The sequence below is a fragment of the Candidatus Leptofilum sp. genome (genome assembly GCF_965223285.1).
Taxonomy (GTDB): domain Bacteria; phylum Chloroflexota; class Anaerolineae; order Promineifilales; family Promineifilaceae; genus Leptofilum.
In genome coordinates, this window is the sequence record NZ_OZ244997.1 from 2521794 (window position 1) to 2547949 (window position 26156).

Genomic DNA, 26156 nt, shown 5'->3' on the forward strand with positions numbered 1-26156 from the left:
ATTGCTATGGAACAAACGAACCTTAAAACTGATATTGAATCTCCCAAACGGCCGCTGCTGCAAACCAAGCTCACCCTGCCGCGCCTGCGCCAAAATCCGGTGACCCGCCCGCGTCTGCTGGAACGCTTGAACACGGCCGTTTCCCCCGATGGACGCATCCACCCCAAACTCACCCTCATTACAGGTCCGGCAGGGTACGGCAAAACCACCCTGGCCAGCCAGTGGATTGCCCAGATGGAACGTCCTGTCGCCTGGCTGTCGCTGGACGCCAACGACAACGATGAAGCCCGCTTTCTGGCCTACCTCTTTGCCGCCATCGGCACTGTGCGCGAAGACGTGGGTGAAGCGGCTTTAGCCCGCCTCACCACCACCTACCTCTACAATGAAACCGAAGCCATCCTCACCGCCCTCCTGAATGATTTGGCGCTGGGGGATGAAACGGCCGTTGTTGTCCTAGACGATTACCATCTGATTACCGCTCCCGCCGTACATGATGCCGTCACCTTTATTTTGCAAAATATGCCGGTGCAGCTGCATCTTATCATCACCAGCCGCAGCGAGCCGCCTTTGCCGCTAGCCCTACTCCGCGCCCAAAACGGCCTCAACTGGATTGGCAGCCGCGATCTGCGCTTTACGCCCGATGAAGCCGCCCAATTTTTGCAGCAAACGATGGGGCTGCAGCTTAACCATCGGCAAATTGAACAGCTAGACGAGCAGGTAGAAGGCTGGGTGACGGGCTTACAGCTCATCGCCCTGGCTCTGCAAGAATCTGTCTCCTTGCCGGAGGCATTTTCTGGCAGCCAGCGGTATCTGGTGGATTATTTGGCTGACCAGGTACTTAGCCGCCAGCCGGCCGAGATTCAAGAATTTCTGTTGCAAACGGCCGTCCTCACCCAGTTCAACGCCAGCTTATGTCAAGCGATTACCGGGCAGCCTAGCCAGCAGCTTTTGGAGCAAATTGAAGCCGCCAACCTCTTTTTGATTCCTCTGGATGCAGCGCGACGCTGGTACCGCTACCACCACCTGTTTGGCGACTTTTTGCACGGCCGTCTCCAGCAGCAAAAATCGCCCGACCACATCGCCCACCTGCACCAGCAAGCCGCCCGCTGGTATCAGCAAAATGACCAGCCGCTCATTGCCGTCGACCACGCCCTTGCCGCCGCCGACTACGATTTGGCCGCCACCCTCATGGAGACAGTTGCCCGCGACGTACTCATGTTTGGCGAAGGCATCACCCTGCGCCAATGGGTCGAAGCCCTGCCGGAAGAACAACAAACTGGCAGCACCCGCCTAACGCTTTTCTACATCTGGTCGCTCATCCGCACCGGCGAGTTCCGCAAAGCCAAGCAGTTGCTGGGGGCCATCAGCGACCAGCTAGACAGTCCGCTGTTGTGGGGCGAATGGTCTGCGCTCCGGGCACGCATAGCCATGATCACCGGCGACACCGAAATCAACATCAAATTCTCCAACAAAGCACTCTCCAAATTGCCAGATGACCAACACATGCTGCGTAGCGAGGTAGCTATCAACCTGGGCTTTTCCCACTTGCAGCGGGCAGAACTGGACGCCGCCCGCGATGCGTTTGCCGAAGCGGCCCAAAACAGCACCCACGACCCCGGTCTGTGGGCAGTGATGTTTGCCACGTTTTACTGGGGGCAAACTTATGAGCGGCAGGCGCAGCTTAAAGAAGCGTTTGAAATTTATGAGCGTGGCTTGGCAACGGCCGTTTCGCAACAAACCAACTCCGCCGCCATAGGCTACATGCACCTAGGCATGGGCAAGTTGCTCTACCAATGGAATCGGCTGGGCGAGGCTGAAACGCACCTGCGCCATGCCCTCGCCTGCGCCGAACGCAGCGGCGACCACAAAATGCTTATCTACAGCCGCGAATCGCTAGCCCAACTCCTGCTCACTCTGGACGACTGGCCTGCCGCTGAGTCGCTGGTGGTGGCTCTGGAGCAGCAAATTCAAGCCAACACCATCTCAGCTTTTCGCGCTGATCTGGCCTTGCAGCGAGGCGACACGCGCCTGGTGCGCCAATGGGCCGACGGTCTGGGCATCGCCATCAGGGATGAACCGGACAAGATTCAGGATTTGCCCGGTGCCTACCTGCTGCTGGCGGAGTTCCACATCGCCAACCGGGATTACGATGCAGTGCTACCCGTGCTGGACGTACTGTGTGAATTTGCCGAAGCGCGGCAGAGCAAAAGTTTTAGCTTGCGGGTGTCGCTATTGCAGGCGTTGGTGCAGGCAAAAATGGGGATGATGGAAACGGCCGTGCCCACCTTCCAACAAACGCTCACCCAGGCCGAACCAGGTGGCTACATTCGCCTCTTCCTCGACACGCCAGATCCAGCATTGCATCGCTTGCTGCACCTGGCGGCCAACAACCCCGTCACAGCCGCCTACGTCCGCACAATTCTGACCCATTGCGATCCGGAGCAAGCCCAACCAAGCCCTATCATCCAACCCCTCAGTCCGCGCGAGATGGAAGTGTTGCACCATCTAGCAGCGGGGCGCTCCAACCGTGAAATCGCCAACGAGATGATCCTCTCCCTCAACACCATCAAAGCCCACACTCGGCGGCTTTACGCCAAGCTAGACGTGAACAACCGCACCCAGGCCGTCGCTCGCGCCCGTTCGCTTCATTTGCTGGATTAGGCTATCAACAACAAGCCAATCTGATACGAACCTAAAATCTGATACAATTCCCTATGCTAAAAACCAAAGTCGTTCGTTTTCTTTTTAACCATCGCACATTGCCTAAGCGTGCCATCGCAAAGCTTTTTCCAAACCCGATTCTCCTGAAATTAACAGGTTTCAAAATGTATGTTTATCTTGATGATTGGGCTGTTGGCGCGCGTATTGCTGTTAACCGAACCTATGAAGAACATGTATCGAGGGAAATACGCCAATACTTAATACCAGGAACTACTTTTGTGGATGTCGGCGCAAACATTGGCTATTACAGCTTACTTGCTGCATCTTGTCTGAAGAATACAGGCAAAATTTTGGCGTTTGAGCCCAGTGCTAAAAATTGCCATCTCCTAAAAACAAGCATTGAGGAAAATGGCTTCAAGAATGTGGAGATTCACTTAAAAGCTGTGGCAGACGTCAATGGAATGGTCGGGTTTAAAATGGATGATAGTAATGGAAGTATTAGCAAAAATATTACCGATGACTACGCATTCCAGGTTGAAGCTATTACCCTCGATCATGCTCTTGCCGAAGAAAATCAGGTTGATTTGATTAAGATTGATGTAGAAGGGGCGGAAGGTTTGGTTATTATGGGCGCGGAAAAAATTATCCAGACACATCGCCCAGTTATTTTCACAGAGTTTCGTCCGCCAGCCATCGAAAACCGATCAGAAATGCCTGCTCAGGCATTTTTGGATCGCTTGCGGCACCATGGATATGCGCTGCAGGTTATTTCTAAAACAGAAGTTGTGAACTCATTACCGCAAAGCAATCAAGAAATATTGGCTTGCTATGAAGCCGTTAAGCCCAGTCATATCGATCTATTAGCCATTCCTCAATAGCTTTACTGAATAATTTACCCCTATATGTACCCGTTTGGGTGAAGCCATTCACCTGGGGTAAGTCGTATACTTTAGCATCACGGGACAGCTCCCTTCATTTTCACCAATTGAAACTTTCAACTGAATCATTTAACCACATAGAGAAAAGTTGGTTAGCGGCTAGTTGCTGGTGGTTAGTGGCTGGTTGCGCGTGAAGGCTACCAGCCACTAACAACTAGCCACCAATTCAAGGAGCAGAGAAATGCATAAGCAAAAATTAAGCGTTCTGGTATTAGGCTATGGCGCACGGGAACATGCCCTGGCGTGGAAAATTGCCCAATCGCCCCACATAGGCCGCATTTTTGTAGCACCCGGCAATGCAGGCACGGCCGAAATCGCCACCAACGTGCCCATCAGCGATGAAGACGTGCCTGGGCTCGTTACCTTTGCTCGGCAAAACAAGATCGACCTGACCGTGGTTGGCACCAACGATCCGCTGGCGTTTGGCGTGGTGGACGCATTCCAGGCAGCAGGATTGGCCATCTTTGGGCCACGGCAGGCGGCGGCGCGGCTAGAATATTCCAAAGCGTTTGCCAAACGGTTCATGCAGCGGCACAACATCCCCTCCCCCAGGTTTGCCACCTTTCACAACTACGATGAGGCGATGGCGTATCTGGATGGATTGCCACACGGCCGTCTCGTCGTAAAAATCAGCGGGCTGGGCAAGATGGGGCTGGGCGTGACGGTTTGCGACACGAAGGCGCAGGCCAAAGCTGCACTGCATAGCTACATGGTTCACAAACTGCTGGGCGACGCGGCTGCCCAAACCGTCATCATCGAAGAGCGGCTGAGTGGGCCGGAACTCTCTATGTTTGCCCTGAGCGATGGGAAGACGGCCGTTCCCCTCTTCCCTGTGCGTGACCACAAGCGCATCTTTGATGGCGACAACGGACCCAACACCGGCGGCATGGGCGCCTTCGCCCCGGTGCCAAACCTGCCCGCTAACTTGGAAGCCGAGGTGATGCAAACCATCATCCAGCCCACCATTGACGGCATGGCGGCCGAAGGGAACCCCTACGTGGGCGTGCTGTTTGCCGGGCTGATGCTCACCGAGCAAGGCGTGCAGGTGCTGGAGTTTAACTGCCGCTTTGGCAACCCGGAAACGCTGGTGCTGATGGCCCTGCTGCAAAGCGATTTGGTCGAGGTGATGCTGGCCTGCATTCAGGGCAAGCTAACCCCCGCTCACGTGCAAATCAGCAACGGCGCAGCGGCGGCGGTAATGATGGCTTCCCCCAGCTACCCGGCCGAATCGTTCCCCACGGGCTTACCTATTAGCGGCACCAAGCTGGCGCAGGCGTTGCCGGGCGTGAATCTGTTCCATCACGGCACGAAGCGGGAAAATGGCCGTCTCCTCACGTCGCGGGGTCGGGTATTGGCAGTCACTGGCACGGCGGCTACGCTCGGTTGCGCCCTCAAACAAGCCTATCGCGGCGTGGCGCACATCCAGTTTGCCGGGGCGCAATACCGCCGCGACATCGGCGGCGGCGTGCCGCAATTACCTCGCAGACCGATTTTGGGATGGTATGAGAAGCCAATGAGGATGAGATCTGTGCTGAATGAAATTGAAGTAACGGCCGTCTAATTTTTGCAGCGAATTAGCGCGAATTGAACCCTTTTCGCGCTAATTCGTGCCAATCTTGAACAATGCGGTTCCTCCAAAATCACTTGTGCCAAACAATAGAGACAGTTACCATTGGGGCGATTCAACCAAAAGGAATGCCCTATGCCCCAGAAACTTCGCAATTTAGATGCCTTTGCCGACGTGAAGCGGCTCATCGTCATTGCCGCCCACCCGGATGATCTAGAAACAATCTGCGGCGGCACGGTTTATCAGCTAGCCCAGCGTGGGGTCGCCATCTTCTCCGTCAACTGCACCCTGGGCGACATTGGCACGGCTGACAAAACGGTTAACCGCTCGATGCTGGCGGCAGCACGGCTTGAAGAAACAGAGGATGCGGCACGTGTGCTGGGCATTGTCCAAACCTTCAACTTAGGCCGCCCAGATGGCGAACTGCTGCCCGATTTGGCACTCCGCGCCGAGATCGCTCGGCTGTATCGCCTTACCCAAGCCGACACACTCTTTACCTTTGACCCTCATTGGACAGGACAAATTCATCCAGATCATCGGGCGGCCGGGCAGGCGGCACTGGATGCATACATGCCGTCCAAAATGCCACTGTACAAGCCTGCCCAGCTTAACGAGCAAGATGCTGGCCTGGGCTGTTTAGAGCGTGTCTTCCTGTTTAGCACAGATCGTGAACCGGATGTAATTGTGGATGTAACGGCCGTTTACCCGCACAAAATAGCCGCCACCATTGCCCACAAAACCCAATTCCCCGAAGGCGAGAAAAATCTCGACTGGATGAAAGAGCTGGACAAAAAGCCGGGAGAGAAGATCGGGGTGACCTACGCAGAGCAATTTAAGCATACCAATGTATGGTAAAAAGGATTTTCATGACTCTTAAAGTCATCGGTTCCGGCTTTGGCCGCACGGGGACGCTGTCGCTCAAGGCGGCGTTAGAGATTTTGGGCTTTGCCCCCTGTTACCACATGAAGGAAGTGATCAAACGGCCGTCTCACATCAAGCTGTGGCAGCAAATCGCCCATAATCAGCCGGTGCCCTGGAACGATATTTTTACTAATTTTCAGGCAGTGGTGGACTTCCCTGCTAGCATCTTTTACCAGGAATTGCTAGAAGCATACCAAACTGCCAAAGTGATCCACACCGTCCGCGACCCAGAACGCTGGTACGACAGCACGGCCGAAACAATCTACCGTGCTGCTGAGAGCTTTTCGCCGTGGATGGCGAAAATGTTGCCGCCGTTAGGCAACTTCATTGACATGCAGGAAAGGATTATTTGGCAGCGGCTGTTTAACGGCCGTTTCTCAGACCGCCCCTACGCCATCCAACAGTTCAACGCCCATACCGAGGCAGTTAAACAGAATGTGCCGCCAGAAAAGCTACTCATTTTTCAGGTAAAAGAAGGGTGGGAACCGCTTTGCAAATTTCTGGGCGTCCCCGTGCCAGATTTGCCCTTCCCCCACGTCAATGACCGCGAAAATATGCTGCGCGATTTCAAGCGGCTTCGCCAAACCTTTAGCCTACTACCGCTGGCCATCGCCGCGTTAGGTTTCTTCTTGCTCTGGCAAAGAAGCAAACTGAGTCGCTCCGTCCGTAAACTTGGGCAAAACAAACCAACCTCAGTTGTCATTTCGAACGATAGTGAGAAATCTCAAGCAAGGCACGCAAATATTCTGTCAGACTGAATAGCGTGAAGCATCCCATTCAACTTGGCCGGGATTCTTCGTTTCACTCAGAAAGACAGGCTCGCGTAAATATCACCGCTGCCGCTTTGGGGCGACTGCTGCTGCAAAAAGTGGCGCATCGCTTTGGCAGAGTGCCACTTTGCCCCCAAGTGATGCGCCTCCCCTGGCGCGTAGCTGTAGCGATAACGCCCAAGTGCCTCTAGCCGATCAATACAGCCCAGTGCCACATCCAACGCAACAGGAATAAATTCAAACGAAAACGCGGGAATCGGCATGGAGAGGCCGCGAAGCACCTCCAGTTCAAATCCCTCTACATCAATTTTGCAAAAGGCCGGACGGCCGTATTCCCCAATCAATTCATCCAGCGTGGTCACTGGCACAGGAACGGCCGTTTCCCACGCCACCCCCGCAAACGAATCATCCCGCCGCACCGTCTGCATCCAGTTAGCCGACAGGGTAGACACCGTGGGCGTGCGCTGGCTGATGTGCAGCGTCGCCTCGCCCGGCTCTGCGCCAACGGCCTGATCGAGCAGGGTGATTTGGGGCGAACGGCCGTACAGCCGCTGCAAGGTCTCAAAAAAGAGTGGCTGTGGCTCCAGCGCCACCACTCGCGCCCCCAACTGCCGCCAAATGCGCAGCCGATTGCCCACGTGCGCCCCCACGTCAAAACACAAATCACCCTGGCGAATAAAACGGCCGTACAGCCGCCGCATCTGCCGGGGTCGCCAGGGGACCGCATAATAGATCAGTAACGAACGCGCCAATCCCAACGCCTGCGCAAAAGTCATCATCCCGCAACGGTACTCATTCCTGCCCTGTTCGTCAAAAAGCCTACATGAATAGGCGAGACAGGCGTGAGCAACCCAGCCTTGCTTGGGCCAGAATCTTCCCGCCCGTCCGTCCTTACCAAATGAAAATCTGAACAGTCAGTGAGTTTTTTTCAAAACGGACTTTTCCCCGTTTGCAGAACCGCTAAAATCTATTCATGAATGGGTTTCACCGGGAAAAAAGGGTTCTAATTTGGCTCATCGTCACGCTGCTTGGGCTGGCAGCCTGCACCAATGTTGCGCTTGACGCAACGCCTAACGCCGCTGTCAACACGCCTTCTGCTGGGACCACCCCCTCATCTACACCAACGCTAACGGCCGTTCCCACCGCCACAGCCACCGCCTCCCACACGCCGACACCCACCAACACCTCCACACCCACGCCAACACCAACGGCAACGGCCGTTCCCCTCATCGCCAGTAACAATTTACGCAGTCTGCAAACCAGCGATCCCGCCCCCAACGGCACCGCCGCCTGCGGCTTTGTCGATTTGTTCGACTTCCCTATCGACCCGCCCAACGCGGCCAACGTGAGCCGAGGCGGGGGCGATTTTGGCGTGTTCCGCAGCCGGTTCGATAAATTTCATGCAGGAGAAGATTGGGGTGGGCCAAACAGTCGTCCCAATTTAGGCACGCCCGTCTACAGCATTGGGCATGGGCTGATAACGTATGCCCAGCCGCTGGGCTGGGGGCGCGACAAGGGCGTCGTCATCGTCCAGCACACCTTTGCCAACGGCCGTACAATCCTCTCCTTTTACGGCCACCTGGACCCCGACAGCCTGCTGCTCACGCCAGGTAGCTGCGTCCAACGCGGCCAGCTTGTGGGGCTAATCGGCCAGCCGCGCGGCTTCCCACACCTGCATTTTGAAGTCCGCACCCAGGCTCCTTACCAAACATTAACCGGCTACTGGCCTGAAGACCCGCGCACCCAGGGCTGGCTCTGGCCGTCGCAAGAAATTTGGGCGGCGCGGGTGGCGGCTGTTCCCGGCGTGGTTTGGTCACGGCCGTTTGCCAACCGCGGTACCCAAGCTGTCGGACAACTCGATGAGAGTAGCTATCTGATTTTAGAGGACAAGCAACTGCACCGGCTCAATATGAGCAACGGCCGTACCAACCTCATCGCGTTTGACCATGAAGCCATTGATGCCGCCTTGCACCAGCCCGCCAGCCAACTGCTCATCCTGGCGGAGCGAAACAGTGACCTGCTGGCAGCATACAGTTGGCCTGATTTGATCCAGCAATGGGAAGTTGATTTGCCCATCAGCGGCCCGCCCACGCTGCTGCCCCTGCCCAATGGCAACATTTTGGCACTTACCCGCAACAGCATGACGGCCGTTTCTGCCGATGGCTCCCAGCTCTGGACCGAATCACTTGCCAGCCCTCTGCTCGACTGGCAGCTCACCGATGACGCTCTTTTCCTGACCACTGATGGCAATGACGGCCGTCTTTGGCGCATCCAAACCAGCGAAGCAGCGATCATTGCTGAATTAGGCGGCAAGATTGCTCGGCGGCAAAACGGTCTGTGGCTGTACCACCGCGAAGGACTGTACCAAATCAACTTTGGCAACCCTACCAGCGCAAATCTGGTAGCCACCTTGCCAACCGGCACGCTCAACCGAGGCGATTTACTCACCTTGCCAGACGGCAGCCTGCTGCTGGCCCACGCCGACCCCGCAGACAGAAGATTGCTGCAATTTGGGCCCGACGGCCGTCTCCTTTGGGAACGCTCGTACCGGTCAGAAATTAGCGGCAACGTGACGCTGCATTGGGTGGATGGACGGCCGTATCTGGCAGCCAGCGGCGTCAGCGGCAGCAGCGGTTTGCTCACCCTTTATGCCATCGACCAAAGCCAAAATCGGCTGACGGCCGTTTTTGAAGGCGGTTCCCGCACCCCGGCAAGTAATGAGATGTGGGTAACGGCCGTTTCCGACACCCAGCTCCTCATCAACGTCGGCGGCGGCCCGCTGGCACTCTTCGAGCCAGTTTTCGGTGAGCAGTAATCGGTATTCGGTTATCAGCCACCAGCAACTAATTACTAGCCGCCTATCGCAATTTTTTTGCCCCTTCCCCACTCATCCACTAAACTTCCCACCATGAGCAATGTCCCCGCTGAATTTCGCTATCCCCACCGCCCCATGTTTCGCCGCTTTTTGCGCTGGCTGGCCCGCCTCACCTTAAAAACCTTGACACGGTTCGAGGTCGTCGGTGAAGAAAATATTCCCAAAAACGGCCCATTTTTAGTCGTAGGCAACCATTTCGATTTTGCTGATCCGGTTGCCGTTTTAGCCGTTCTGCCTCAGCCTCTGGAATTTTTTGCTGGCACACAACGCCCAGCGGCACCGCTCATTGCCAAATGGATACCGGAACTGTGGAAGGTGTATCTGGTCGAGCGGGGTACCAGCTCACGCTACGCGCTCAAAGCGGCAGAATACGTGATGCAGCAAAATGGCGTGCTGGGTATCTTTCCGGAGGGGGGCGCGTGGGCGCAGGTTTTACGCCCGGCGCGTCCCGGCACGGCTTATGTGGCTACGCGAACTGGTGTGCCTATCCTGCCCATTGGTCTCAACGGTATGTCCGATATTTTTCCAGCCCTGCGCCGGGGAGAAAGAACAAAGTTGACTATACGTATTGGACGGCCGTTTGGCCCCTTCAAGGTAACAGGCAGAGGACGGGAACGTCGGAAGCAGCTGAATGAAATCGGCCACAAAATTATGCAGCATATTGCCGCTCTGCTGCCGCCCGAAAAGCACGGCATTTACGCGACTGACCCCAAACTGCGGGCAGAAGCTGAAGCCGTCGCTGCCTTCCCCTGGGACCCAGCCAGCGAGTTTTAAACGGCCGTTTCTAACCAAAATATCAAAGATTACGCAGATTTAGCGAATTAAAAATCTTTCCAATCTGTGAAATCTGCTGATAACTATTTTCAACGGATAGGAGAAAAGATGCGCTTCGACTTCGACAATGAGGTAGACAAATTTGGTATTAGCAGCGTCAAATGGGAATTTATTTCTGATGCCCATCACAACACCAGGCAAACAGACCTGACCCATCCTAAGCACGGTCAGGATCGACTGCTGCCGCTGTGGGTGGCCGATATGGATTTCCGCTGCCCACCGCCAGTGGTAGATGCCCTGGTTGAACGTGCCAAGCGCGGCGTGTTTGGCTACTGCACACCCACCGATTCCTACTTTGAAGCGGTGATTAACTGGTTTGCGCGGCGTTACGGCCGTACCATTCAGCGTGACTGGATTGTGATGACGCCCGGTGTGGTGCCAGCCATCAACTTGATGATTCAAACGTACACCCAGCCTGGCGACAAAATCATCATCCAGCGGCCTGTTTACCATCCTTTTACCAATTCCATCGTGAATAATAATCGCGTCGTTGTCTCAAATTCACTGGTGCTGCAAGACGGCCGTTACCAAATGGATTTTGACGATTTGGCACAAAAAGCGTCCGATCCCGCCGTGAAGATGGCCATCCTGTGCAGCCCCCACAACCCCGTCAGCCGCGTCTGGAGCCGCGCAGAACTCACCCGCTTCGGCGAAATTTGCCTGGACAATGATGTGCTGGTCATTTCTGACGAGATTCATTGCGATCTACTTTTTAGCGGTGTGGAATTTACCAGCTTTGCTAACATCAGCGAGCGCTTTGCCCAAAACAGCATCGTCTGCACCGCGCCCAGCAAAACGTTTAATCTGGCGGGGATGAAGCTGTCTAACATCATCATTCCCAACGAAGCTCTACGCACTCCCTTAACCAAAACAATGGTCCAAATTGGACTGCACAACACCAACAGCTTTGGCTTTGTCGCGGCCGAAGCGGCATATAACTTTGGGGAGGAATGGTTAACGGCCGTTCTCGACTACATCGAAACCAACTACAACTTCATGAAAACATACCTCGCCGAGCACTTACCCCAGCTGCACCTGCTGCCCGCTGAAGGCACCTATCTGGTCTGGCTAGACTGCCGCGCCCTAGGCCTGACCCCGGCTGAACGCAAAAAGCTCATCTTCGAAGACGCCCGCGTTTACCTGGACGAAGGCGAAATGTTCGGGCCCGAAGGGGAAGGGTTCGAGCGCATCAACCTCGCCTGCCCACGTGCGCTGTTGGCGGAGGCATTGGATCGCCTAGCGGCGGTAATCGGTAAACAGTAACCGGTTATCCGTTCACCGATAACTGAATATCGTTACGGACAAACGAACACAGACTCATGAACATTACCCTCATCGCTACCGCCAAATTTGGCCTAGAAACAGTTGTGAAGCAGGAAGTCCAGGCATTGGGCTTTGAGGAAATTGTGGTGTCAGACGGCCGTATCGAATTCACGGCCACGCTGGCAGACATCCCCAAAGCCAACCTGTGGCTGCGCACCGCAGACCGCGTGCTGCTGAAAATCGCTGAGTTCCCCGCCCACACTTTCGACGACCTGTTTGAGCAAACCAAAGCCCTCCCCTGGGAGGATTGGATTACGCAGAACGGCAAATTTACCGTCAACGCCAAAACCCATAAATCTGCACTCAAAAGCGGCCGTAGCTGCCAATCCATTGTAAAAAAAGCGGTGGTCGAGCGGCTCAAAACCGCTTACCAGATTGACTGGTTCCCAGAAACCGGTGTGGCGTTCACCATTCAACTGGCATTGGTGCGCAACACGGCTTTGCTCACCTTGGACACTTCTGGTGTAGGGTTGCACAAGCGCGGCTACCGTGAAGAAGCTGGCAAAGCCCCCCTCAAAGAAACGTTTGCCGCTGGCTTGGTGCAGCTCAGCTACTGGCAGCCAGACCGCCTGCTGCTGGACCCTATGTGCGGCTCTGGCACCATTCTGATTGAAGCCGCTATGCTGGGACGCAACATCGCGCCGGGGCTGCACCGCAGCTTTGCCGCCGAGGGCTGGCCCATTGTCCCCGCTGAGGCGTGGGTACTGGCTCGCCAGGAAGCTCAAAATGCCATCTTGCCCAGCGGCAACTTGCAACTGCAAGGCAGCGACAGCGATCCCACCGCCATCGAGATTGCTCGCAGCAACGCCACCAAAGCGGGCGTCGCCGATGACATTCAGTTCCAGGTAAAAGATGTGCGAAAGTTGTGGATCGACCGCAAGTTTGGCATAGTGATCACCAATCCACCGTACGGCATCCGCTTGGCAGAGTATCGGGAGCTAAACAGTATCTACCTTGCGCTTAACAAGATGTTCCGCAAAAAGGACGGCTGGTCTGTTTACGTACTCACTGCCGACCAGAAATTCCCAAGCTATTTCAAACGCGCCAAGCCAAATCGGGTTCGCAAGCTGTACAACGGCACCATTCAAACGAACTATTATCAATATTACGGCCGTAAACCCCCAAACCGTTAGCCATTCTTTCCATACCCTTTAACCAATTTTTACATGACTTTCTTCCTATTATTCTGGGGCTATTTGTCACTTCGGCTGCGATATCCCCTACCTCATACTGTTTTCTTAATATCCTCTGCATAAGAACTCCTTATCTTTAACAGCTCAGATTTACATAACCAAAGCATTTTAGGCCGTTCATCACGGCATTTTTGAGCCCCACCTTGTAACGGCCAAAAAGAATTTTGTAGCGGAACGGCCTTGCATTTGGCTTTTATTTAAGCAAACTACCGAAACAAGACACGTGGTTTGCATTGATTCCAGCAGAAAAGCGAGTCGCTATGGCCCACGTTTCGCGCAAGCTCTCAAACGCCTTTGAAGGTGCATTGGCTGGCGGCGGCGATCCCGCCACGTCACCTCTCTATATTTTTGGCCCTTTTTTGAAATTGATCGTAGTCGCTGGCGTTGCGCAGGTAACGTTTGGCGCCAGCGTCTGGCTGGTGGTCTTCACCATCGCGATGGTTTCGGCCATGTACCGGCTGGTCATGCTGTGGGTAACAGACGGCAGCGGCGGTAGCGGCCTCAGCGAAGAGGAGTTTGGCAGTTGGGCGGTTAAACTGAACGCAGGCATCACCTTTATCGAGTATACGCTTACCTTTTTGGTAAGCATGGCCGCGCTGGTTACCTTTATTGCCGACCGCTTCCCTGTTTTGAACGATATGTTCCTGGGGCTGCGCATTCGTGCCTTTGTGGCCATTGGGCTGAGCGTGGTCACGGGCTGGCTGGTGAACCGAGGCCCCAAAGTAGCGGCCAGAGCATTTGGCCCGGCCACCGCCGCCGTGCTGCTGCTGCTGTGGATCATGGTGTTTGCTACGATTTGGCAATACGGCTTCCGCTTACCCACTATTGATTGGCAAGCGTTTGCCCCACCGTACATAGGCTATACCTTTGGCGGGTTCGCCCGCATCTTGGCGGTCATGACGGGAATTGAGGTATTTGCCAACCTGGTGGCAGCTTACGACGGCTCGCCGCAAGACAAAAGCCGGAAAGCATTTGGCAGTTTGCTTATTATCATGGGCACTACGGCCGTTACCATGCTCATCGTCGGCCCCATCATCTTTGAACTGGCAGACCCGACCAATGCGGAGGTTTCTGTTTTTACCCAAACGATGGATTTATTGCTGCCTGCGCCGCTGCCATTCGTGGGCACGTTGGTAGGTGTGGCCGTGCTGCTGTCAGCATCAGCAGCCAGCGCGCAGGGGCTGCAAAATCTGTTTGTGGGGCTGCGCTTTCGCCATTACGTGCCAAAGTTTATGGGCAAGCGCAACCCGTTTGGCGTGGCCGATAAGCCCGTTTGGCTAGAGGTTGGACTGGTTATTATTTGCTTCATCTTTTTTGGCACGCATGAAGAAACGTATCTGGCGATCTATGCCGCGGGGGTTTTCATTTTGCTGAGCATGACGGGCTGGGCAGCCAGCAAGCGGCTCCTGCGAGAACTGCGGCAATCATATTCCGGCGGACAAACGGCCGCTTCCACGTTACCCAGAGTAGGCGTTCTGCTGGGAACCATCATCGCCTCCTTGCTCACAACGGGGGCGACTGCGATTATCTTCCAGGAGCGTTTTTTTGAAGGGGCATGGACGTACCTGCTCTTTTTACCACTGCTCTACGTAGCGTTCAGCTATTTTCGCACCCATTTGGGTGAGCCAACGGCCGTTGAAGACCGGTTGGGTAAGCTCATTGCGGGTCGTCCCGCCCTGGCAACGTCGGATATTGGCCGTGGCTTTGCTGAGGTTTATCCGCCGCAGCACATCTTGGTGCCGTTGGATGGTTCGCCGCTGGCGGAAACGGCCGTGCCCGTGGCTACACACATGGCTAAACAGTTTGACATTCCACTCACGTTATTTTCAGTCACAGACAGATCGGCTCAATCGGAACAAAAAGCGTATTTGGATGAGCTGGCAGCACAGTGGCAAGATCGCATGAAAGCTGTCCAAACGGCCGTGCAGACAGGGCCAGTTGCCAAAACCATTGAGCAAACGGCCGTCGCTCACAACGTCAATCTTATCGTTATGTCTACTCGTGGGCATTCTGGCATGAGGCGACTGCTGCTGGGCAGCGTGGCCGGGCAGTTGGTGCAGCAGGTAACGCTGCCTGTGTTGCTGCTGCCACCTGTCTTGGAAACGGCCGTACCGACCCAATTCCGCAAGATTCTCATCACCTTGGACGGCTCCAAATATGCCGAGCGCGTGCTGCCCTACACGCTGCCCATTGCCCGCAAATTTGGCAGTGAACTTCTGTTGCTCACCGTCCCACAGCGCAACAGCGAAGAAACTCTAGGCTTAAAAATGCAGCAATACCTAGACAGCGTAGCAAAATTCTGCAACAATGAAGGCATACTCGCTAAAGTGTGTCTTACCGGAGACGATCCGGCCAAAACAGCCATTCAAATCAGCCAGGATGCAAATATCGACCTGATTATGCTGGCTACTCACGGACGAGGTAGCTGGCAGCGTATGCTTCTTGGCAGCGTCGCCGACGAGATCGTGCGGAACGCAAATTGTCCTGTATTCCTTGTACCAACCAGGCAAACTACAGAACGTATTTCGATTAACGAAGAATAAGTTCCCTGTGGTTTGTATAACAACGAATGCCGGGTAAAGGAAAATATCATGCTACAAGACTCTCATAATTTCCCAATAAACGGCATCAATGTTCTTTCTGATTCCCTCCAAGACATCACTATTACCCAAAAATTTGCCACCATTCAGAAGCGGCTGGCACCGATGTTTGAAACAGTGTTTCCCAACACCCTGGCTCCCAGAACCGTCATTGTGGTTCCCAGCCTAACAATGGATGCAGAAGAATTGAACAAAATTTCTGGCATTCATTATTATGAAGAGCGCATGTTGTGCCTGCTGATGCTGCTGCAACTGCCGCGCACGAACCTCATTTTTGTGACCAGCCAACCAGTTCACGAAGCGGTTGTCGATTATTATTTGCATCTTTTGCCCGGCATTCCAGGCTACCACGCCCGGCGGCGGCTGACGCTGTTAAGCTGCCACGATGGCTCTTCCGTTTCGCTTACCCAAAAAATCCTGCAGCGACCCCGCTTGCTGGCCCGCATCCGTGCTGCCATTCCAGACCCGGAAGTGGCGCACATAACTTGCTTCAACACCACGCCGCTAGAACGACGGCTGGCAGTAGAACTGAATGCACCACTGTACGCCTGCGATCCGGCGTTGACGCATTGGGGTACGAAGAGCAACGGCCGTAAAGTGTTTCAGGCGGCTGGCGTTCCCATTCCGTTGGGCTTTGAAGATTTGCGCGACGAGCAGGACATCATCAATGCGCTCACCCACCTAAAAGAGGCTCAGCCTAGCCTGCGTCGTGCCGTCGTCAAGCTAAACGATGGTTTTTCTGGCGAGGGGAATGCAGTCTTTTCTTATGAGGGCTGCGGGGTGAACGGCCGTTTGCGCAACTGGATCGCGGCGGAACTACCCAAACGCCTCCGCTTTGAGGCCGCCACCGAAACGTGGGACAGCTTCAGCCAAAAATTTCGCCAAATGCAGGGCATTGTGGAAAGCTGGATTGACGGTGATGACAAGCGTTCTCCCTCGGTGCAATGCCGCATCAATCCGCTGGGGGAAACTGAAATCATTTCCACGCATGATCAGGTGCTGGGTGGCCCATCTGGGCAAATTTTCCTCGGCTGCACCTTTCCAGCAGATGCTGAATATCGTCTGGAAATTCAAGAGGCAGGCAAGCGCGTTGGGGATGTTTTAGGGCAGCAGGGCGTGATCGGCCGTTTTGGTGTGGATTTCATCTCGGTAAAAACGGGAGATGGTTGGCAGCATAGTGCCATCGAAATTAATTTACGTAAAGGCGGCACCACCCACCCGTTTCTCATGTTGCAATTCCTCACCAACGGCATCTACGATGCGGGCGAAGGGCAATATTTCACCCCCATGGCCCAGCCCCGCTACTATTACGCCTCTGACAACGTACACAGCAATGCCTACCTTGGCCTCACGCCGGACGATCTGGTTGATTTAGCCGTGCTAAACGGGCTGCACTTCAATGGTGCCACACAACAAGGCGTAGTCTTTCATTTGATGGGAGCACTCTCAGAATTTGGCAAATTTGGCACCGTCTGCATCGGCGATAGCCCCGAACGCGCCCAAAAACTGTATCAGCAAACCATCAACACCCTGGAGCAGGCCGCCAACTGTTAACCACCAATCTTTGTCAGTCCACTTCACATACAATCTATGAGGTAGTTCACGCTATCGTTAAATGCACTGCTGAGAATCCTCTATCTGCCCTCAATGTGATTTTTGACACTTGTTATGGATGCAGAAGGTTTCGTAAAATGCCCACATGCCACCCACAACCCCATCTTCACGTCTAACTGACAGCCGGCTGGCCAATCTGGCCGCCCGGCAAATTTATGATGGCTTCTGCCGATTTCGCGGCCGTTTCCAAGAGATCACCTGCCTGGCACAAAAACGATTTGAAGAGAAAGATTGGCACGCTCAACGCGCCGACTCATTGCAGCGGCTCAATTTGTATCGAGAAATTGTGGACCGCGTAGTGATTATAGTGGAAGAGCTGCTAGGTGAGCGACGCACGCGCAAAGTTGTTTGGTCTGGCATGAAGGCGGTTTACTCTGGCTTGATTGATGAAAAATCGGATTGGGAATTAGGCGAAACTTTCTTCAACTCGATTACGCGCCGCATTTTCACCACGGTGGGGGTTGATCCTCAAATTGAATTTGTTGACCCTGATTATGATTTGCCTCCGTTGACCGATCCCAAATCATTGTACACCACGTATTATCCGGGTAATTTAGATGAGACTGTGCAGCAAATGTTGCTAGCCTGCCAGCTCAACGTGCCTTTTGCCAACTTTGCTGAAGATTGCCGCCAGATTAGTGACAGGCTTCGCCGTTTTTTGGAAGAAAATCGCTCGTCTTTGTACCGGATTGATGTTGTGAATTCGCTCTTTTTCCGAGGAAAGGGTGCTTATCTGATTGGCCGAATCTACACACCGCAAGGTTTGGTGCCGCTGTCTCTGGTGTTGTTGCAAGGTAAGAAGGGCATTTTTATTGATGCCGTGTTGCTAGACCAGAGCAGCGTGAGCATTTTGTTTAGCTTTACCCGCGCTTATTTTCATGTGATGGTGGAACGGCCGTCTGACCTTGTGCAATTTATCCGCTCCATCCTCCCACTTAAGCGCGTTGCCGAAATTTACATCTCGCTAGGGTACAACAAACATGGCAAAACCGAGCTGTACCGCACGCTGTTGAACCATTTCAAACAGTCTCAAGCCCCGCTAGAAATTGCCCCCGGCCAGCGCGGCATGGTCATGACGGTATTCACCCCGCCCGACCTGGATGTTGTGTTTAAGCTCATTAAAGATCGGTTTGCCCCTCCAAAAAAGACGACGCGCCAGGACGTGATGCGCAATTATGACCTGGTGTTCCGCCACGACCGGGCCGGACGGCTGATCGATGCCCAATCGTATGAATTTTTAGAGTTTAAGAAAAGCCGTTTTCAGGAAGCATTACTAACGGAACTGCTTGAGATTGCCGGCAACACGGTTCGGATTGCGGAAGATGAAGACACCGTTGTGGTGAGTTATGCGTATGTAGAGCGGCAGGTAACGCCCCTGGACATCTTCTTGAAGCAAGCAGACACAGCCACTGCCAACCACATTATCATTGATTACGGTCAGGCAATTAAGGATTTGGCAGTGACCAACATTTTTGCTGGGGACATGCTGTTGAAAAACTTTGGCGTTACGCGGCATGGGCGGGTGGTTTTTTACGACTATGATGAGCTACGACCGTTAACTGAATGCAACTTCCGCAAATTCCCCCAGGCGATGAGCTACGAAGATGAACTCGCCGCCGAGCCGTGGTTCCACATCGCCGAAAATGACGTATTCCCCGAAGAGTTTCTCCATTTTATGGGGCTACCCAACAGCGTGAAAGATACATTCTTGCAGCATCACAGCGATTTACTGGACGCAACCTTCTGGCAGGAAACTCAGCAGCGCATTTTGGCAGGGGAGATCATTACGATACGGCCGTATCTGGAACAACACCGCCTGCCCCAACCCTCAGACGTTCTTGACAGCTAAACATCCACACGTAAAATTAACCTCACAAAAATTTGCCACAGAGGACACAGGGATTTAAGAGAATTTTTCCTCTGTGGCAAAAACCGCAGCGATGAACGCCTTTGGCAAGCGGGAGCTGCAAACCTAAGTAAGCGGCCAACAAAACTCCTTTAAAGAAAGTGGCCGCTTACGCAAAGCCCATTCGCCAATTCCACAAACTCTCTTGCGAATGGGCAAATGAAAGAGCCGCAAGCCCGAATTGGGCTGGCGGAAGCAGGGTGGAACCGCGACTTGAAAAAGCCGTCCCTGCAACACAGTTATTGTGTTGCAGGGATTTTTTTATTTGTGCAGTCGCCGCGGTTTCTTACCGCGCAACGTCGCGCAAAGAATGCGCGGCTACCAAATGAGGAACTAGATGACTGAATTTACCCTTGACACCATCACCGCTCTGGCAAAGCGGCGCGGCTTTGTTTATCAAACCTCCGAAATTTATGGCGGACTGGCTAGCTCATATGATTATGGCCCACTGGGCACAGAACTGCTGCGCAACATCAAAAACAAATGGTGGCAGGAGATGATTCGCGAAAAAGCGGACATGATCGGGCTGGATTCGCAGATTTTGCTGCATCCACAAACGTGGGTTGCCTCCGGGCACGTCGATTCTTTCACCGATCCGTTGGTGGAGGACAAGGTGACGCACAAACGATACCGTGCCGATCACCTGATCGAAACATGGTTGGCGAAGCAAAAAGAAACATCAGCACTGGTTGTGGAAGAATTGACTGTTGATGAAATGGGCGCATTCATCGCTGAAAACAAAGTTCTTAGCCCAGACGGCAATCCTGTGACTGAGCCGAAAGAATTTAATATTTTGTTTGAAACGGCCGTTGGTGCTATCGAAGGTGCCAAATCAAAACTATATTTGCGCGGCGAAACTGCACAAGGCATCTTTACCAATTTCAGGCAGGTACTGGATTCTACCCGCGTGAAGCTGCCGTTTGGCATCGGGCAGATCGGCAAAAGTTTTCGCAATGAGATTACCACGGGGCAATTTGTGTTCCGTACGCTGGAGTTTGAGCAGGCAGAGATCGAATATTTCTTTGACCCAGAGCAAGCTGGGTGGCAAACACTGTTTGCAGAGTGGCAGCAGCGGATGTGGGAGTTTGTGGTCAACACGCTGGGCGTGCGCGAGGAAAATCTACGCTGGCGACGCCATTCAGACAAAGAACGCAGCCATTACAGCCGCGAAACATATGATCTGGATTACCGCTTCCCCTTTGGCTTCAAGGAGCTGTGGGGCGTGGCCTACCGCACCGATTATGATTTACAGCAGCATATCCAACATGCTGGCGCAAAACTCAACTACAAAGATCCGTTCACAGGCAAACAGTTTGTGCCGCACGTCATTGAGCCAGCCGTCGGTATTAACCGCCTCTTTTTGATGCTGCTATGTGATGCATATTGGCAGGATGCAGAGAATAAGCGAACCGTGTTGCGTTTTAAGCCTGAACTTGCGCCTTATAAAACGGCCGTCTTCCCCCTCCTCCGCAATAAGCCAGAACTCGTACAAAAAGCGCAAGCTGTCTACCAACTAGTTGCCCCGCACCACACCACCACCTGGGACGACCGGGGCAACATCGGCAAACGGTATTACTACCAGGATGAAATCGGCACGCCGTTTTGCATTACCATTGATTTCGAGACCCTGGAAACCAACACCGTCACCGTCCGCCACCGCGACACCACCGCCCAAGACCGCGTCAATGTTGACCAGTTGCTAAGCTACCTGCAAAATCAACTAAATCTTACCTAAACTTGAGGAGAAAGCATCCTCAGATGCGTCTCTGCAAAAGTCCGTTCGCATCTGAGGATGCTCACTCCTCAGTGGGGAGAGTTTGGAGAAACTGTTGGGCTTGGTGGCGTACGGCCGTTCGCTCCGCATCATCCAAATAGCGCAAATCCAACACGTTGCGCCCCAGGCGCGGATTGGCGCGCAGAGTAGTCTCATGCTGTAGTAAAAAGTTCCAGTAGAGAAAGTTAAATGGACAGGCATATGGTACGGCTGTTTGCGGGTGCGGGCTGCGCTTTGCACCAGCAGCACCCGCACATTTTGCCGCCCCACAGCTTCATCAGCCGCTTGCAAAGCTGGATGGTTTTCAAGAAGCTGATCGCCTAGAATCCAGACGGCCGTTTCAGCCACAGCTACAGCCCCGATTCATCAAACTCGCGCACAGCCTTGGGGCCGCTGCGTGCCAAGCCTTCGTAAAACCCTTCTCGGTCAGATTCTCGATAATCGATCCGCTGAACGTTAAAAGGCACCAGCTTGTCGCCATTGCGCCGCCGTGCCAACATCTCCAAATAATAATCCAACGCATTCCGCACGCTGTGAACATCCGTCCAATCAGATTTGTACACCGGAACGGCCGCACGGTTGAAAATCCAAGTCATGTTGGGCATGGAGCCAAAAGTACGATGGCAAGCCCCGTCTATCCCGTCCAGCAAAATTGGCCGCGTGACGCCGTACACCGACTGCATCGCCCTGGCGTGTTCCGTTTTTTGGACCATCGAGGTAAGGTGCGGGTAATACTCCCCTGGATGGGCTTCATTGGTGTATAAAAATATCGACCCAACTTTCTTACTAGCATACGCATCAGCCAGCGCATTCATGGATGGCGACGCCATCCCACAATAGGGTCAGGTAAAGCTGCCAAACTCCACCACTGTGAAGCGATTGGCCGTAAAAATCTGGCTGAGGCTCGTTTCGTTGCCATCCAAATGCCACAGCGGGAAATCTGGGGCAGTTTCCCCCAGGGGTGGGCTCCCCGCAAAATTCATCCACGGGGCAACGTTATCTTCTGTAAATTCTGCATAGTTGTATGCAGTAATTAAATCGGCCGTAATCATAAATACTCCTAAACAGATTGGCTGCTCCCGCAGGTTGCTTTGGTCAAGCCAGGAGTTACACGCAAACCGTAGAAAGTCGTTTGAAAATCTAAGGACAATTTCTGGGTGGTTTGCTCAACTAAAAGCAGGGGAAATCGCTCCCATTACTTCGAAATAATTTCCCGCTTTTATTCAAAAACAAGGACAATGTATCCTCATTTTAGCAACATTCCGCTAGATGACGAAGCAAGAAATCACAAAAATTTAGATTAATTGTAGCAAAGCAAATACGGCCGTTCGTGAGCCAGCTCACATAAATCCCCCACGCCCAACGATAATCTGTAAATCACAAAAACGGTAAGGAGTATTTTATGAAACGACCATTTAGTTGGATAATTATTTTTGGTTTGCTGCTGGCGGCTTGCCAAGCAGGCACGGCCAGCGAACCAGCCGTAGATAATATTGTAGAAACGGCCGTATCCCCCACCAATACCGACATTCCAGAGCAGTCTGAAGTAGCTGACCCCACTGAAGAACCAGAACCGGAGGAACCAGAGCAAGAGGAATCTGAAGAAATGGAAGAAGAACCAACCGCAACCCCGGAAAGCAGTGAAGAGAGCGACCCAGTTACCCAAGCCAACGGGACCGAACTGTTCACCACTGATGACCGAAGCGATAGACTTGCCTCGCTCACCCGCGATTGGAACACCAACTGGAATTTACGCACCATCAGCACGGATGAACTGCTCTCTGGCGGGCCACCCCGCGACGGCATTCCTTCCATCGACAACCCACAGTTTATCTTCCCCGATGCGGCCGAAGCATGGCTGGCTGGCAACGAACCGGTTATTGCTGTTGAATTCAACGGGGATGCTCGCGCCTACCCGCTGCAAATCCTCACCTGGCATGAGATTGTGAATGATGAAGTTGGCGGTGTGCCACTCATTGTTACTTTTTGCCCACTGTGCAACTCCGCCATCGTGTTCGAGCGCACGCTGGACGGCGAACCAGTGGAATTTGGCACTTCTGGCTTGCTGCGCAACTCTGATTTGGTGATGTACGATCGCAAAACGGAAACGCTGTGGCAACAATTCACTGGTGAAGGGCTTATTGGCGATAAGGCTGGTGAGCAGCTTACCTTCTTGGCCTCAGCCATCATCAGCTTTGATGATTTCAGGGCAGCCCATCCAGACGGCGTGGTTTTGTCGCAGGATACGGGCTTTTCTCGAAATTACGGCCGTAATCCCTACGCCGGTTATGACACTGTTGGCAACAACCCCTTCTTGTTCGATGGCGAATTAGATGAGCGCTTGCCTGCCGTGGCGCGCGTTGTCACCGTCTCGCTGCCGGACAGCACCGACATTGCCTACCCGCTAGATGTTTTGTTTGAGCAAGGTGTGATCAACGACGTGCGCGGCGAGCAAAATGTGGCCGTCTTCCACGTGGGCGGCACGGCCAGTGCCCTGGGTGCGGCCGTCATTGCCGATGCCGAGGATGTGGGCGCAACGGGCGTATTTGATCCCGTCGTGGATGGCCAACTGCTCACTTTCCGCAAAGATGGGGAATTGATCATCGACAATGAAACGGGCAGCACCTGGAACATCGTTGGGCAAGCCATTGACGGTGAATTGGCCGGGCAGCAGCTCCAGCGCATCGTCCACGGCGACCATTTCTGGTTCTCTTGGGCAGCTTTTAAGCCAGATACCATTATTTACCAACCATAAAAATAGAGACTGGAGATTAGAGACTAAAAATCTCCAATCTCCTCATCTCCAATCTCCACAGTTCCCATGTCTGACCGTCCCCTGTGGCGACTGCTCCTCGACTTGAAAGCAGCCGTTCCACCCCAACCACCCCTCACCTGCGCCGAATGTTTTGCCCTGTTGGAATATTTAGCGGAAGCGTTGAGCGCAGAAACGGCCGTTGACCATCAAGAACAACTCCAATCTGCCATCCAGAAACACCTCACCGTTTGCCCCAACTGCCGTGCCGCCTATGAAAAGCGGTTGGCACAAATGGAGCAACTGTATCGGCTGCTAAACAAACCATGAGGAACCGCCAACCACTTTGAAGCGCATCATCACTGTGGGTAAAATCATCCCCATGAATAAATTGATGCGCTTTGCCACTGGTTTTTGCTTCATCTTCCTCATCTTAGCCGTAAGCTGCAGCTCGGAACCACCGCTGGAAGAAGCCAGTGATGCTGATGTAAGCTCCACCAGTACGGCCGTTTCCCCAACCACCGAATCTACTGAAGGCACACCCCTGCCGCCGCCCGCCGTCGCTACCACCCTGCCCACCAGCACCCCCCCCGTTGTTGAAGAAACCACAACCGCAAGCGGCTTTATCCTCTCCCCCATCGGCGAGGAGGGTGCACTGGTTAGCCTGACGCTCAACAGTCAGGTGGGCATCTTGCTCGATGAGTACCCGGAAGAAATGCGGGGCGAAGTTGCCGACGCGCTGGCGGCCGAATCAGACGCTTTCTGGGTAGAGCTGGCCCAGCGGCAGGTAGCCCTCACCCACAATCGATTGCATTTTCGGCCGTTTTTCTATGCCAACAAAGGCCAACTCCCCCTGCCGCCACAGAGCCTCTGGCACATTGAGCTAACCGGCGAACCAACGCGCCAAACCATCAACGGCCATGAATTCATCTTGATTGATTACAGTTTCAGCGGCACCCTGCTCACCGGGCAAGATGAACCGGGCAAGGCAGAACCTGCCCTGGCCGAAGTGGGCGGCATCTGGGATGAACCGTTCATCTTGCCACCCGATCCTACACAGTTGCTCCAGCGCACGGGCAATGCCTGCATCAACGAAGGCGGCTTCCCCCCCAACAGCTACGACTCTGAAAATGTAGACATCTTCTACGATTACACCTGCACCGCCGACAGCGGCGGCGCGGCGGGCTGCCATCGCACCATCCTGCCCGCGCTCTCCTGCCTGCAAGCATTGAACGGGACTGTGGGGACGGTGGAAACGGCCGTTCGCTTCCAGCGACTCGAATGGGATGAAGATTTGGCAAACCAAATACGGATTGGCGAAGTAGTCTCCGAAGATGCTCCCGACCTGCTGGTCGTCAGCGAAGATTTGCAAAATTACCGCGTCGTTTACCGCTACTTTCCCTCCAACAGTTGTGCTCTGGCTGAAGGCTGCGTCAACGGCACCGGCTGGCGGCGGCTGCTTCAGTTTGACGCCACCGCCCACAATTTAGGCGCAGCCCCGCTGGATATTGGCCCCGTGGTGGCGGAAAATCCGCTCACCAATATGCTGGAATACAATAGTTGCCACGCTCATTTTCACTTCCAAAATTATGGTGAATTTCAGCTTGGCACCACCAGCCAGCCCAGCAAGCAAGCATTTTGCGTCGAAAGCACCAGCCGCTTCAGCAACAACGAGCTGTCGCCGCTGACCCACGACTTTAGCTGCACCAACCAGGGCATCCAGGCAGGCTGGGTAGATGAGTACGGCGCAGGGCTGGATTGCCAATGGATCGACATCACCGACCTTGAAATCGCAGGAGAAGGCACGGAACTACCACTGAGCTTCCGCTTCAACACGGAACAATTTTTGTGTGAAGGGTACCCAGTGCTGGACGAGGCGGGGCAGCCCGTCTTTGAACCGAGCGGCTTGCGCAACAGCGATGGTCTGCCCATTAGCCGTCCCCAATGTGACTTTGTAGACGATTGGGACGCGACGAACAGCGGCACAGAAACCGTAACCATTCCGGCAACGGGCAGCTTCGTCACGCAGCCGTGTGCCAGCAGCGAACACGGACCAAGAAGAAATTGTGGCTTTACGGCCGTTCCCCTTCCCAATTTGCCCGAAGCTAGCGACCCAGAAGAGCCATCTCTCCGCTGCACACCCGGCAGCACGGTGCAGCTCAGTTGCACAATTGAAGGGGATGCGGAACAGGTGGTGCGCCTTTGCGAAACCAGTGCAGCACTAGGCGTTGGCACCGCCTGCACCTTTACCGATTCGCTGCTAAATCAGGTAATCTCTGGCAGTGAGGCCACGCTCAGCTTCACCTGCCCCTTCGTGCGGGATGAAAACGAACCGGGTGGTGACTACGCACTTTACTCCGCCCCCCTCTTCGCGGGCGACGCCTTCACCCAAGTTACCTGCGCACCAGTGCAGTAAAAAATTTGCCAC

General features: G+C 54.1%; 19 protein-coding genes. 17 read left to right on the forward strand and 2 right to left on the reverse strand.

Annotation, left to right across the window (positions count from 1 at the left end; all coding sequences use genetic code 11):
• Nucleotides 1–6: 6 nt before the first annotated feature.
• The 5 genes from ACOQPU_RS11505 to ACOQPU_RS11525 all read left to right on the forward strand — a co-directional run bounded on the left by ACOQPU_RS11505 (nucleotide 7) and on the right by ACOQPU_RS11525 (nucleotide 6845).
• Nucleotides 7–2661 (forward strand): LuxR C-terminal-related transcriptional regulator, encoded by a 2655-nt coding sequence (locus tag ACOQPU_RS11505; protein ID WP_420645252.1) that lies wholly within the window; start codon nucleotides 7–9, stop codon nucleotides 2659–2661.
• A 53-nt stretch (nucleotides 2662–2714) separates the two neighbouring features.
• Entirely contained in the window at nucleotides 2715–3539 is an 825-nt protein-coding gene (locus ACOQPU_RS11510; RefSeq protein ID WP_420645253.1) for an FkbM family methyltransferase, read from the forward strand.
• Nucleotides 3540–3780: 241 nt separating this feature from the next.
• Nucleotides 3781–5160 (forward strand): phosphoribosylamine--glycine ligase, encoded by a 1380-nt coding sequence (purD, locus tag ACOQPU_RS11515; RefSeq protein WP_420645254.1) that lies wholly within the window; start codon nucleotides 3781–3783, stop codon nucleotides 5158–5160.
• A gap of 141 nt (nucleotides 5161–5301) precedes the next feature.
• Nucleotides 5302–6021 carry a PIG-L deacetylase family protein gene (locus ACOQPU_RS11520; protein ID WP_420645255.1) on the forward strand — a complete coding sequence of 240 codons (720 nt, stop codon included), beginning with the start codon at nucleotides 5302–5304 and terminating at the stop codon, nucleotides 6019–6021.
• Between the two features lie 11 nt (nucleotides 6022–6032).
• Nucleotides 6033–6845 carry a sulfotransferase family protein gene (locus ACOQPU_RS11525; protein WP_420645256.1) on the forward strand — a complete coding sequence of 271 codons (813 nt, stop codon included), beginning with the start codon at nucleotides 6033–6035 and terminating at the stop codon, nucleotides 6843–6845.
• A 47-nt stretch (nucleotides 6846–6892) separates the two neighbouring features.
• Here the strand turns inward: ACOQPU_RS11525 and ACOQPU_RS11530 are convergent, their stop codons facing one another.
• Nucleotides 6893–7636: an FkbM family methyltransferase gene (locus tag ACOQPU_RS11530; protein WP_420645257.1), complete on the reverse strand. Its 744-nt coding sequence runs from the start codon at nucleotides 7634–7636 to the stop codon at nucleotides 6893–6895.
• A 194-nt stretch (nucleotides 7637–7830) separates the two neighbouring features.
• Here ACOQPU_RS11530 and ACOQPU_RS11535 point away from each other — a divergent pair, with 194 nt between their 5' ends.
• From ACOQPU_RS11535 to ACOQPU_RS11575, 9 genes are all read left to right on the forward strand, one after another.
• Nucleotides 7831–9672, forward strand: coding sequence for a M23 family metallopeptidase (locus ACOQPU_RS11535; protein WP_420645258.1), 1842 nt, complete (start codon nucleotides 7831–7833; stop codon nucleotides 9670–9672).
• Nucleotides 9673–9765: 93 nt separating this feature from the next.
• The gene (locus tag ACOQPU_RS11540) at nucleotides 9766–10506 is read left to right on the forward strand and encodes a lysophospholipid acyltransferase family protein (protein ID WP_420645259.1); all 741 of its coding nucleotides are present in this window, start codon (nucleotides 9766–9768) and stop codon (nucleotides 10504–10506) included.
• A 108-nt stretch (nucleotides 10507–10614) separates the two neighbouring features.
• Complete coding sequence (locus ACOQPU_RS11545) at nucleotides 10615–11829, forward strand: MalY/PatB family protein (protein ID WP_420645260.1); 1215 nt, start codon at nucleotides 10615–10617, stop codon at nucleotides 11827–11829.
• 56 nt (nucleotides 11830–11885) lie between these two features.
• Nucleotides 11886–13022 carry a THUMP domain-containing class I SAM-dependent RNA methyltransferase gene (locus ACOQPU_RS11550; RefSeq protein ID WP_420645261.1) on the forward strand — a complete coding sequence of 379 codons (1137 nt, stop codon included), beginning with the start codon at nucleotides 11886–11888 and terminating at the stop codon, nucleotides 13020–13022.
• Between the two features lie 320 nt (nucleotides 13023–13342).
• A complete protein-coding gene (locus ACOQPU_RS11555; protein ID WP_420645262.1) occupies nucleotides 13343–15625 on the forward strand; it encodes a universal stress protein in 2283 nt (760 codons plus the stop codon).
• A 48-nt stretch (nucleotides 15626–15673) separates the two neighbouring features.
• Complete coding sequence (locus ACOQPU_RS11560) at nucleotides 15674–17236, forward strand: peptide ligase PGM1-related protein (protein ID WP_420645263.1); 1563 nt, start codon at nucleotides 15674–15676, stop codon at nucleotides 17234–17236.
• Between the two features lie 145 nt (nucleotides 17237–17381).
• Entirely contained in the window at nucleotides 17382–19145 is a 1764-nt protein-coding gene (gene aceK, locus ACOQPU_RS11565; protein ID WP_420645264.1) for a bifunctional isocitrate dehydrogenase kinase/phosphatase, read from the forward strand.
• A 394-nt stretch (nucleotides 19146–19539) separates the two neighbouring features.
• A complete protein-coding gene (locus ACOQPU_RS11570) occupies nucleotides 19540–20937 on the forward strand; it encodes a glycine--tRNA ligase (RefSeq protein WP_420645265.1) in 1398 nt (465 codons plus the stop codon).
• Between the two features lie 228 nt (nucleotides 20938–21165).
• Complete coding sequence (locus tag ACOQPU_RS11575; protein ID WP_420645266.1) at nucleotides 21166–21300, forward strand: hypothetical protein; 135 nt, start codon at nucleotides 21166–21168, stop codon at nucleotides 21298–21300.
• Between the two features lie 26 nt (nucleotides 21301–21326).
• On the opposite strand, the gene ACOQPU_RS11580 is transcribed toward ACOQPU_RS11575, so the two are convergent.
• Entirely contained in the window at nucleotides 21327–22028 is a 702-nt protein-coding gene (locus ACOQPU_RS11580; RefSeq protein WP_420645267.1) for a peroxiredoxin family protein, read from the reverse strand.
• Nucleotides 22029–22378: 350 nt separating this feature from the next.
• Here ACOQPU_RS11580 and ACOQPU_RS11585 point away from each other — a divergent pair, with 350 nt between their 5' ends.
• The 3 genes from ACOQPU_RS11585 to ACOQPU_RS11595 all read left to right on the forward strand — a co-directional run bounded on the left by ACOQPU_RS11585 (nucleotide 22379) and on the right by ACOQPU_RS11595 (nucleotide 26144).
• The gene (locus ACOQPU_RS11585) at nucleotides 22379–23731 is read left to right on the forward strand and encodes a DUF3179 domain-containing protein (RefSeq protein ID WP_420645268.1); all 1353 of its coding nucleotides are present in this window, start codon (nucleotides 22379–22381) and stop codon (nucleotides 23729–23731) included.
• Nucleotides 23732–23797: 66 nt separating this feature from the next.
• Nucleotides 23798–24058 (forward strand): hypothetical protein, encoded by a 261-nt coding sequence (locus tag ACOQPU_RS11590; protein WP_420645269.1) that lies wholly within the window; start codon nucleotides 23798–23800, stop codon nucleotides 24056–24058.
• Between the two features lie 16 nt (nucleotides 24059–24074).
• Nucleotides 24075–26144 carry a lysyl oxidase family protein gene (locus ACOQPU_RS11595; protein ID WP_420645270.1) on the forward strand — a complete coding sequence of 690 codons (2070 nt, stop codon included), beginning with the start codon at nucleotides 24075–24077 and terminating at the stop codon, nucleotides 26142–26144.
• The last annotated feature ends 12 nt before the right edge of the window (nucleotides 26145–26156 follow it).

Excerpts from the sequence above, each read along its gene's own strand:
- ACOQPU_RS11505 (WP_420645252.1), top strand. The coding sequence starts at position 7 with ATGGAACAAACGAACCTTAAAACTGATATTGAATCTCCCAAACGGCCG.
- ACOQPU_RS11510 (WP_420645253.1), top strand. The coding sequence starts at position 2,715 with ATGCTAAAAACCAAAGTCGTTCGTTTTCTTTTTAACCATCGCACATTG.
- purD (WP_420645254.1), top strand. The coding sequence starts at position 3,781 with ATGCATAAGCAAAAATTAAGCGTTCTGGTATTAGGCTATGGCGCACGG.
- ACOQPU_RS11520 (WP_420645255.1), top strand. The coding sequence starts at position 5,302 with ATGCCCCAGAAACTTCGCAATTTAGATGCCTTTGCCGACGTGAAGCGG.
- ACOQPU_RS11525 (WP_420645256.1), top strand. The coding sequence starts at position 6,033 with ATGACTCTTAAAGTCATCGGTTCCGGCTTTGGCCGCACGGGGACGCTG.
- ACOQPU_RS11530 (WP_420645257.1), bottom strand. The coding sequence starts at position 7,636 with ATGATGACTTTTGCGCAGGCGTTGGGATTGGCGCGTTCGTTACTGATC.
- ACOQPU_RS11535 (WP_420645258.1), top strand. The coding sequence starts at position 7,831 with ATGAATGGGTTTCACCGGGAAAAAAGGGTTCTAATTTGGCTCATCGTC.
- ACOQPU_RS11540 (WP_420645259.1), top strand. The coding sequence starts at position 9,766 with ATGAGCAATGTCCCCGCTGAATTTCGCTATCCCCACCGCCCCATGTTT.
- ACOQPU_RS11545 (WP_420645260.1), top strand. The coding sequence starts at position 10,615 with ATGCGCTTCGACTTCGACAATGAGGTAGACAAATTTGGTATTAGCAGC.
- ACOQPU_RS11550 (WP_420645261.1), top strand. The coding sequence starts at position 11,886 with ATGAACATTACCCTCATCGCTACCGCCAAATTTGGCCTAGAAACAGTT.
- ACOQPU_RS11555 (WP_420645262.1), top strand. The coding sequence starts at position 13,343 with ATGGCCCACGTTTCGCGCAAGCTCTCAAACGCCTTTGAAGGTGCATTG.
- ACOQPU_RS11560 (WP_420645263.1), top strand. The coding sequence starts at position 15,674 with ATGCTACAAGACTCTCATAATTTCCCAATAAACGGCATCAATGTTCTT.
- aceK (WP_420645264.1), top strand. The coding sequence starts at position 17,382 with ATGCCACCCACAACCCCATCTTCACGTCTAACTGACAGCCGGCTGGCC.
- ACOQPU_RS11570 (WP_420645265.1), top strand. The coding sequence starts at position 19,540 with ATGACTGAATTTACCCTTGACACCATCACCGCTCTGGCAAAGCGGCGC.
- ACOQPU_RS11575 (WP_420645266.1), top strand. The coding sequence starts at position 21,166 with ATGGACAGGCATATGGTACGGCTGTTTGCGGGTGCGGGCTGCGCTTTG.
- ACOQPU_RS11585 (WP_420645268.1), top strand. The coding sequence starts at position 22,379 with ATGAAACGACCATTTAGTTGGATAATTATTTTTGGTTTGCTGCTGGCG.
- ACOQPU_RS11590 (WP_420645269.1), top strand. The coding sequence starts at position 23,798 with ATGTCTGACCGTCCCCTGTGGCGACTGCTCCTCGACTTGAAAGCAGCC.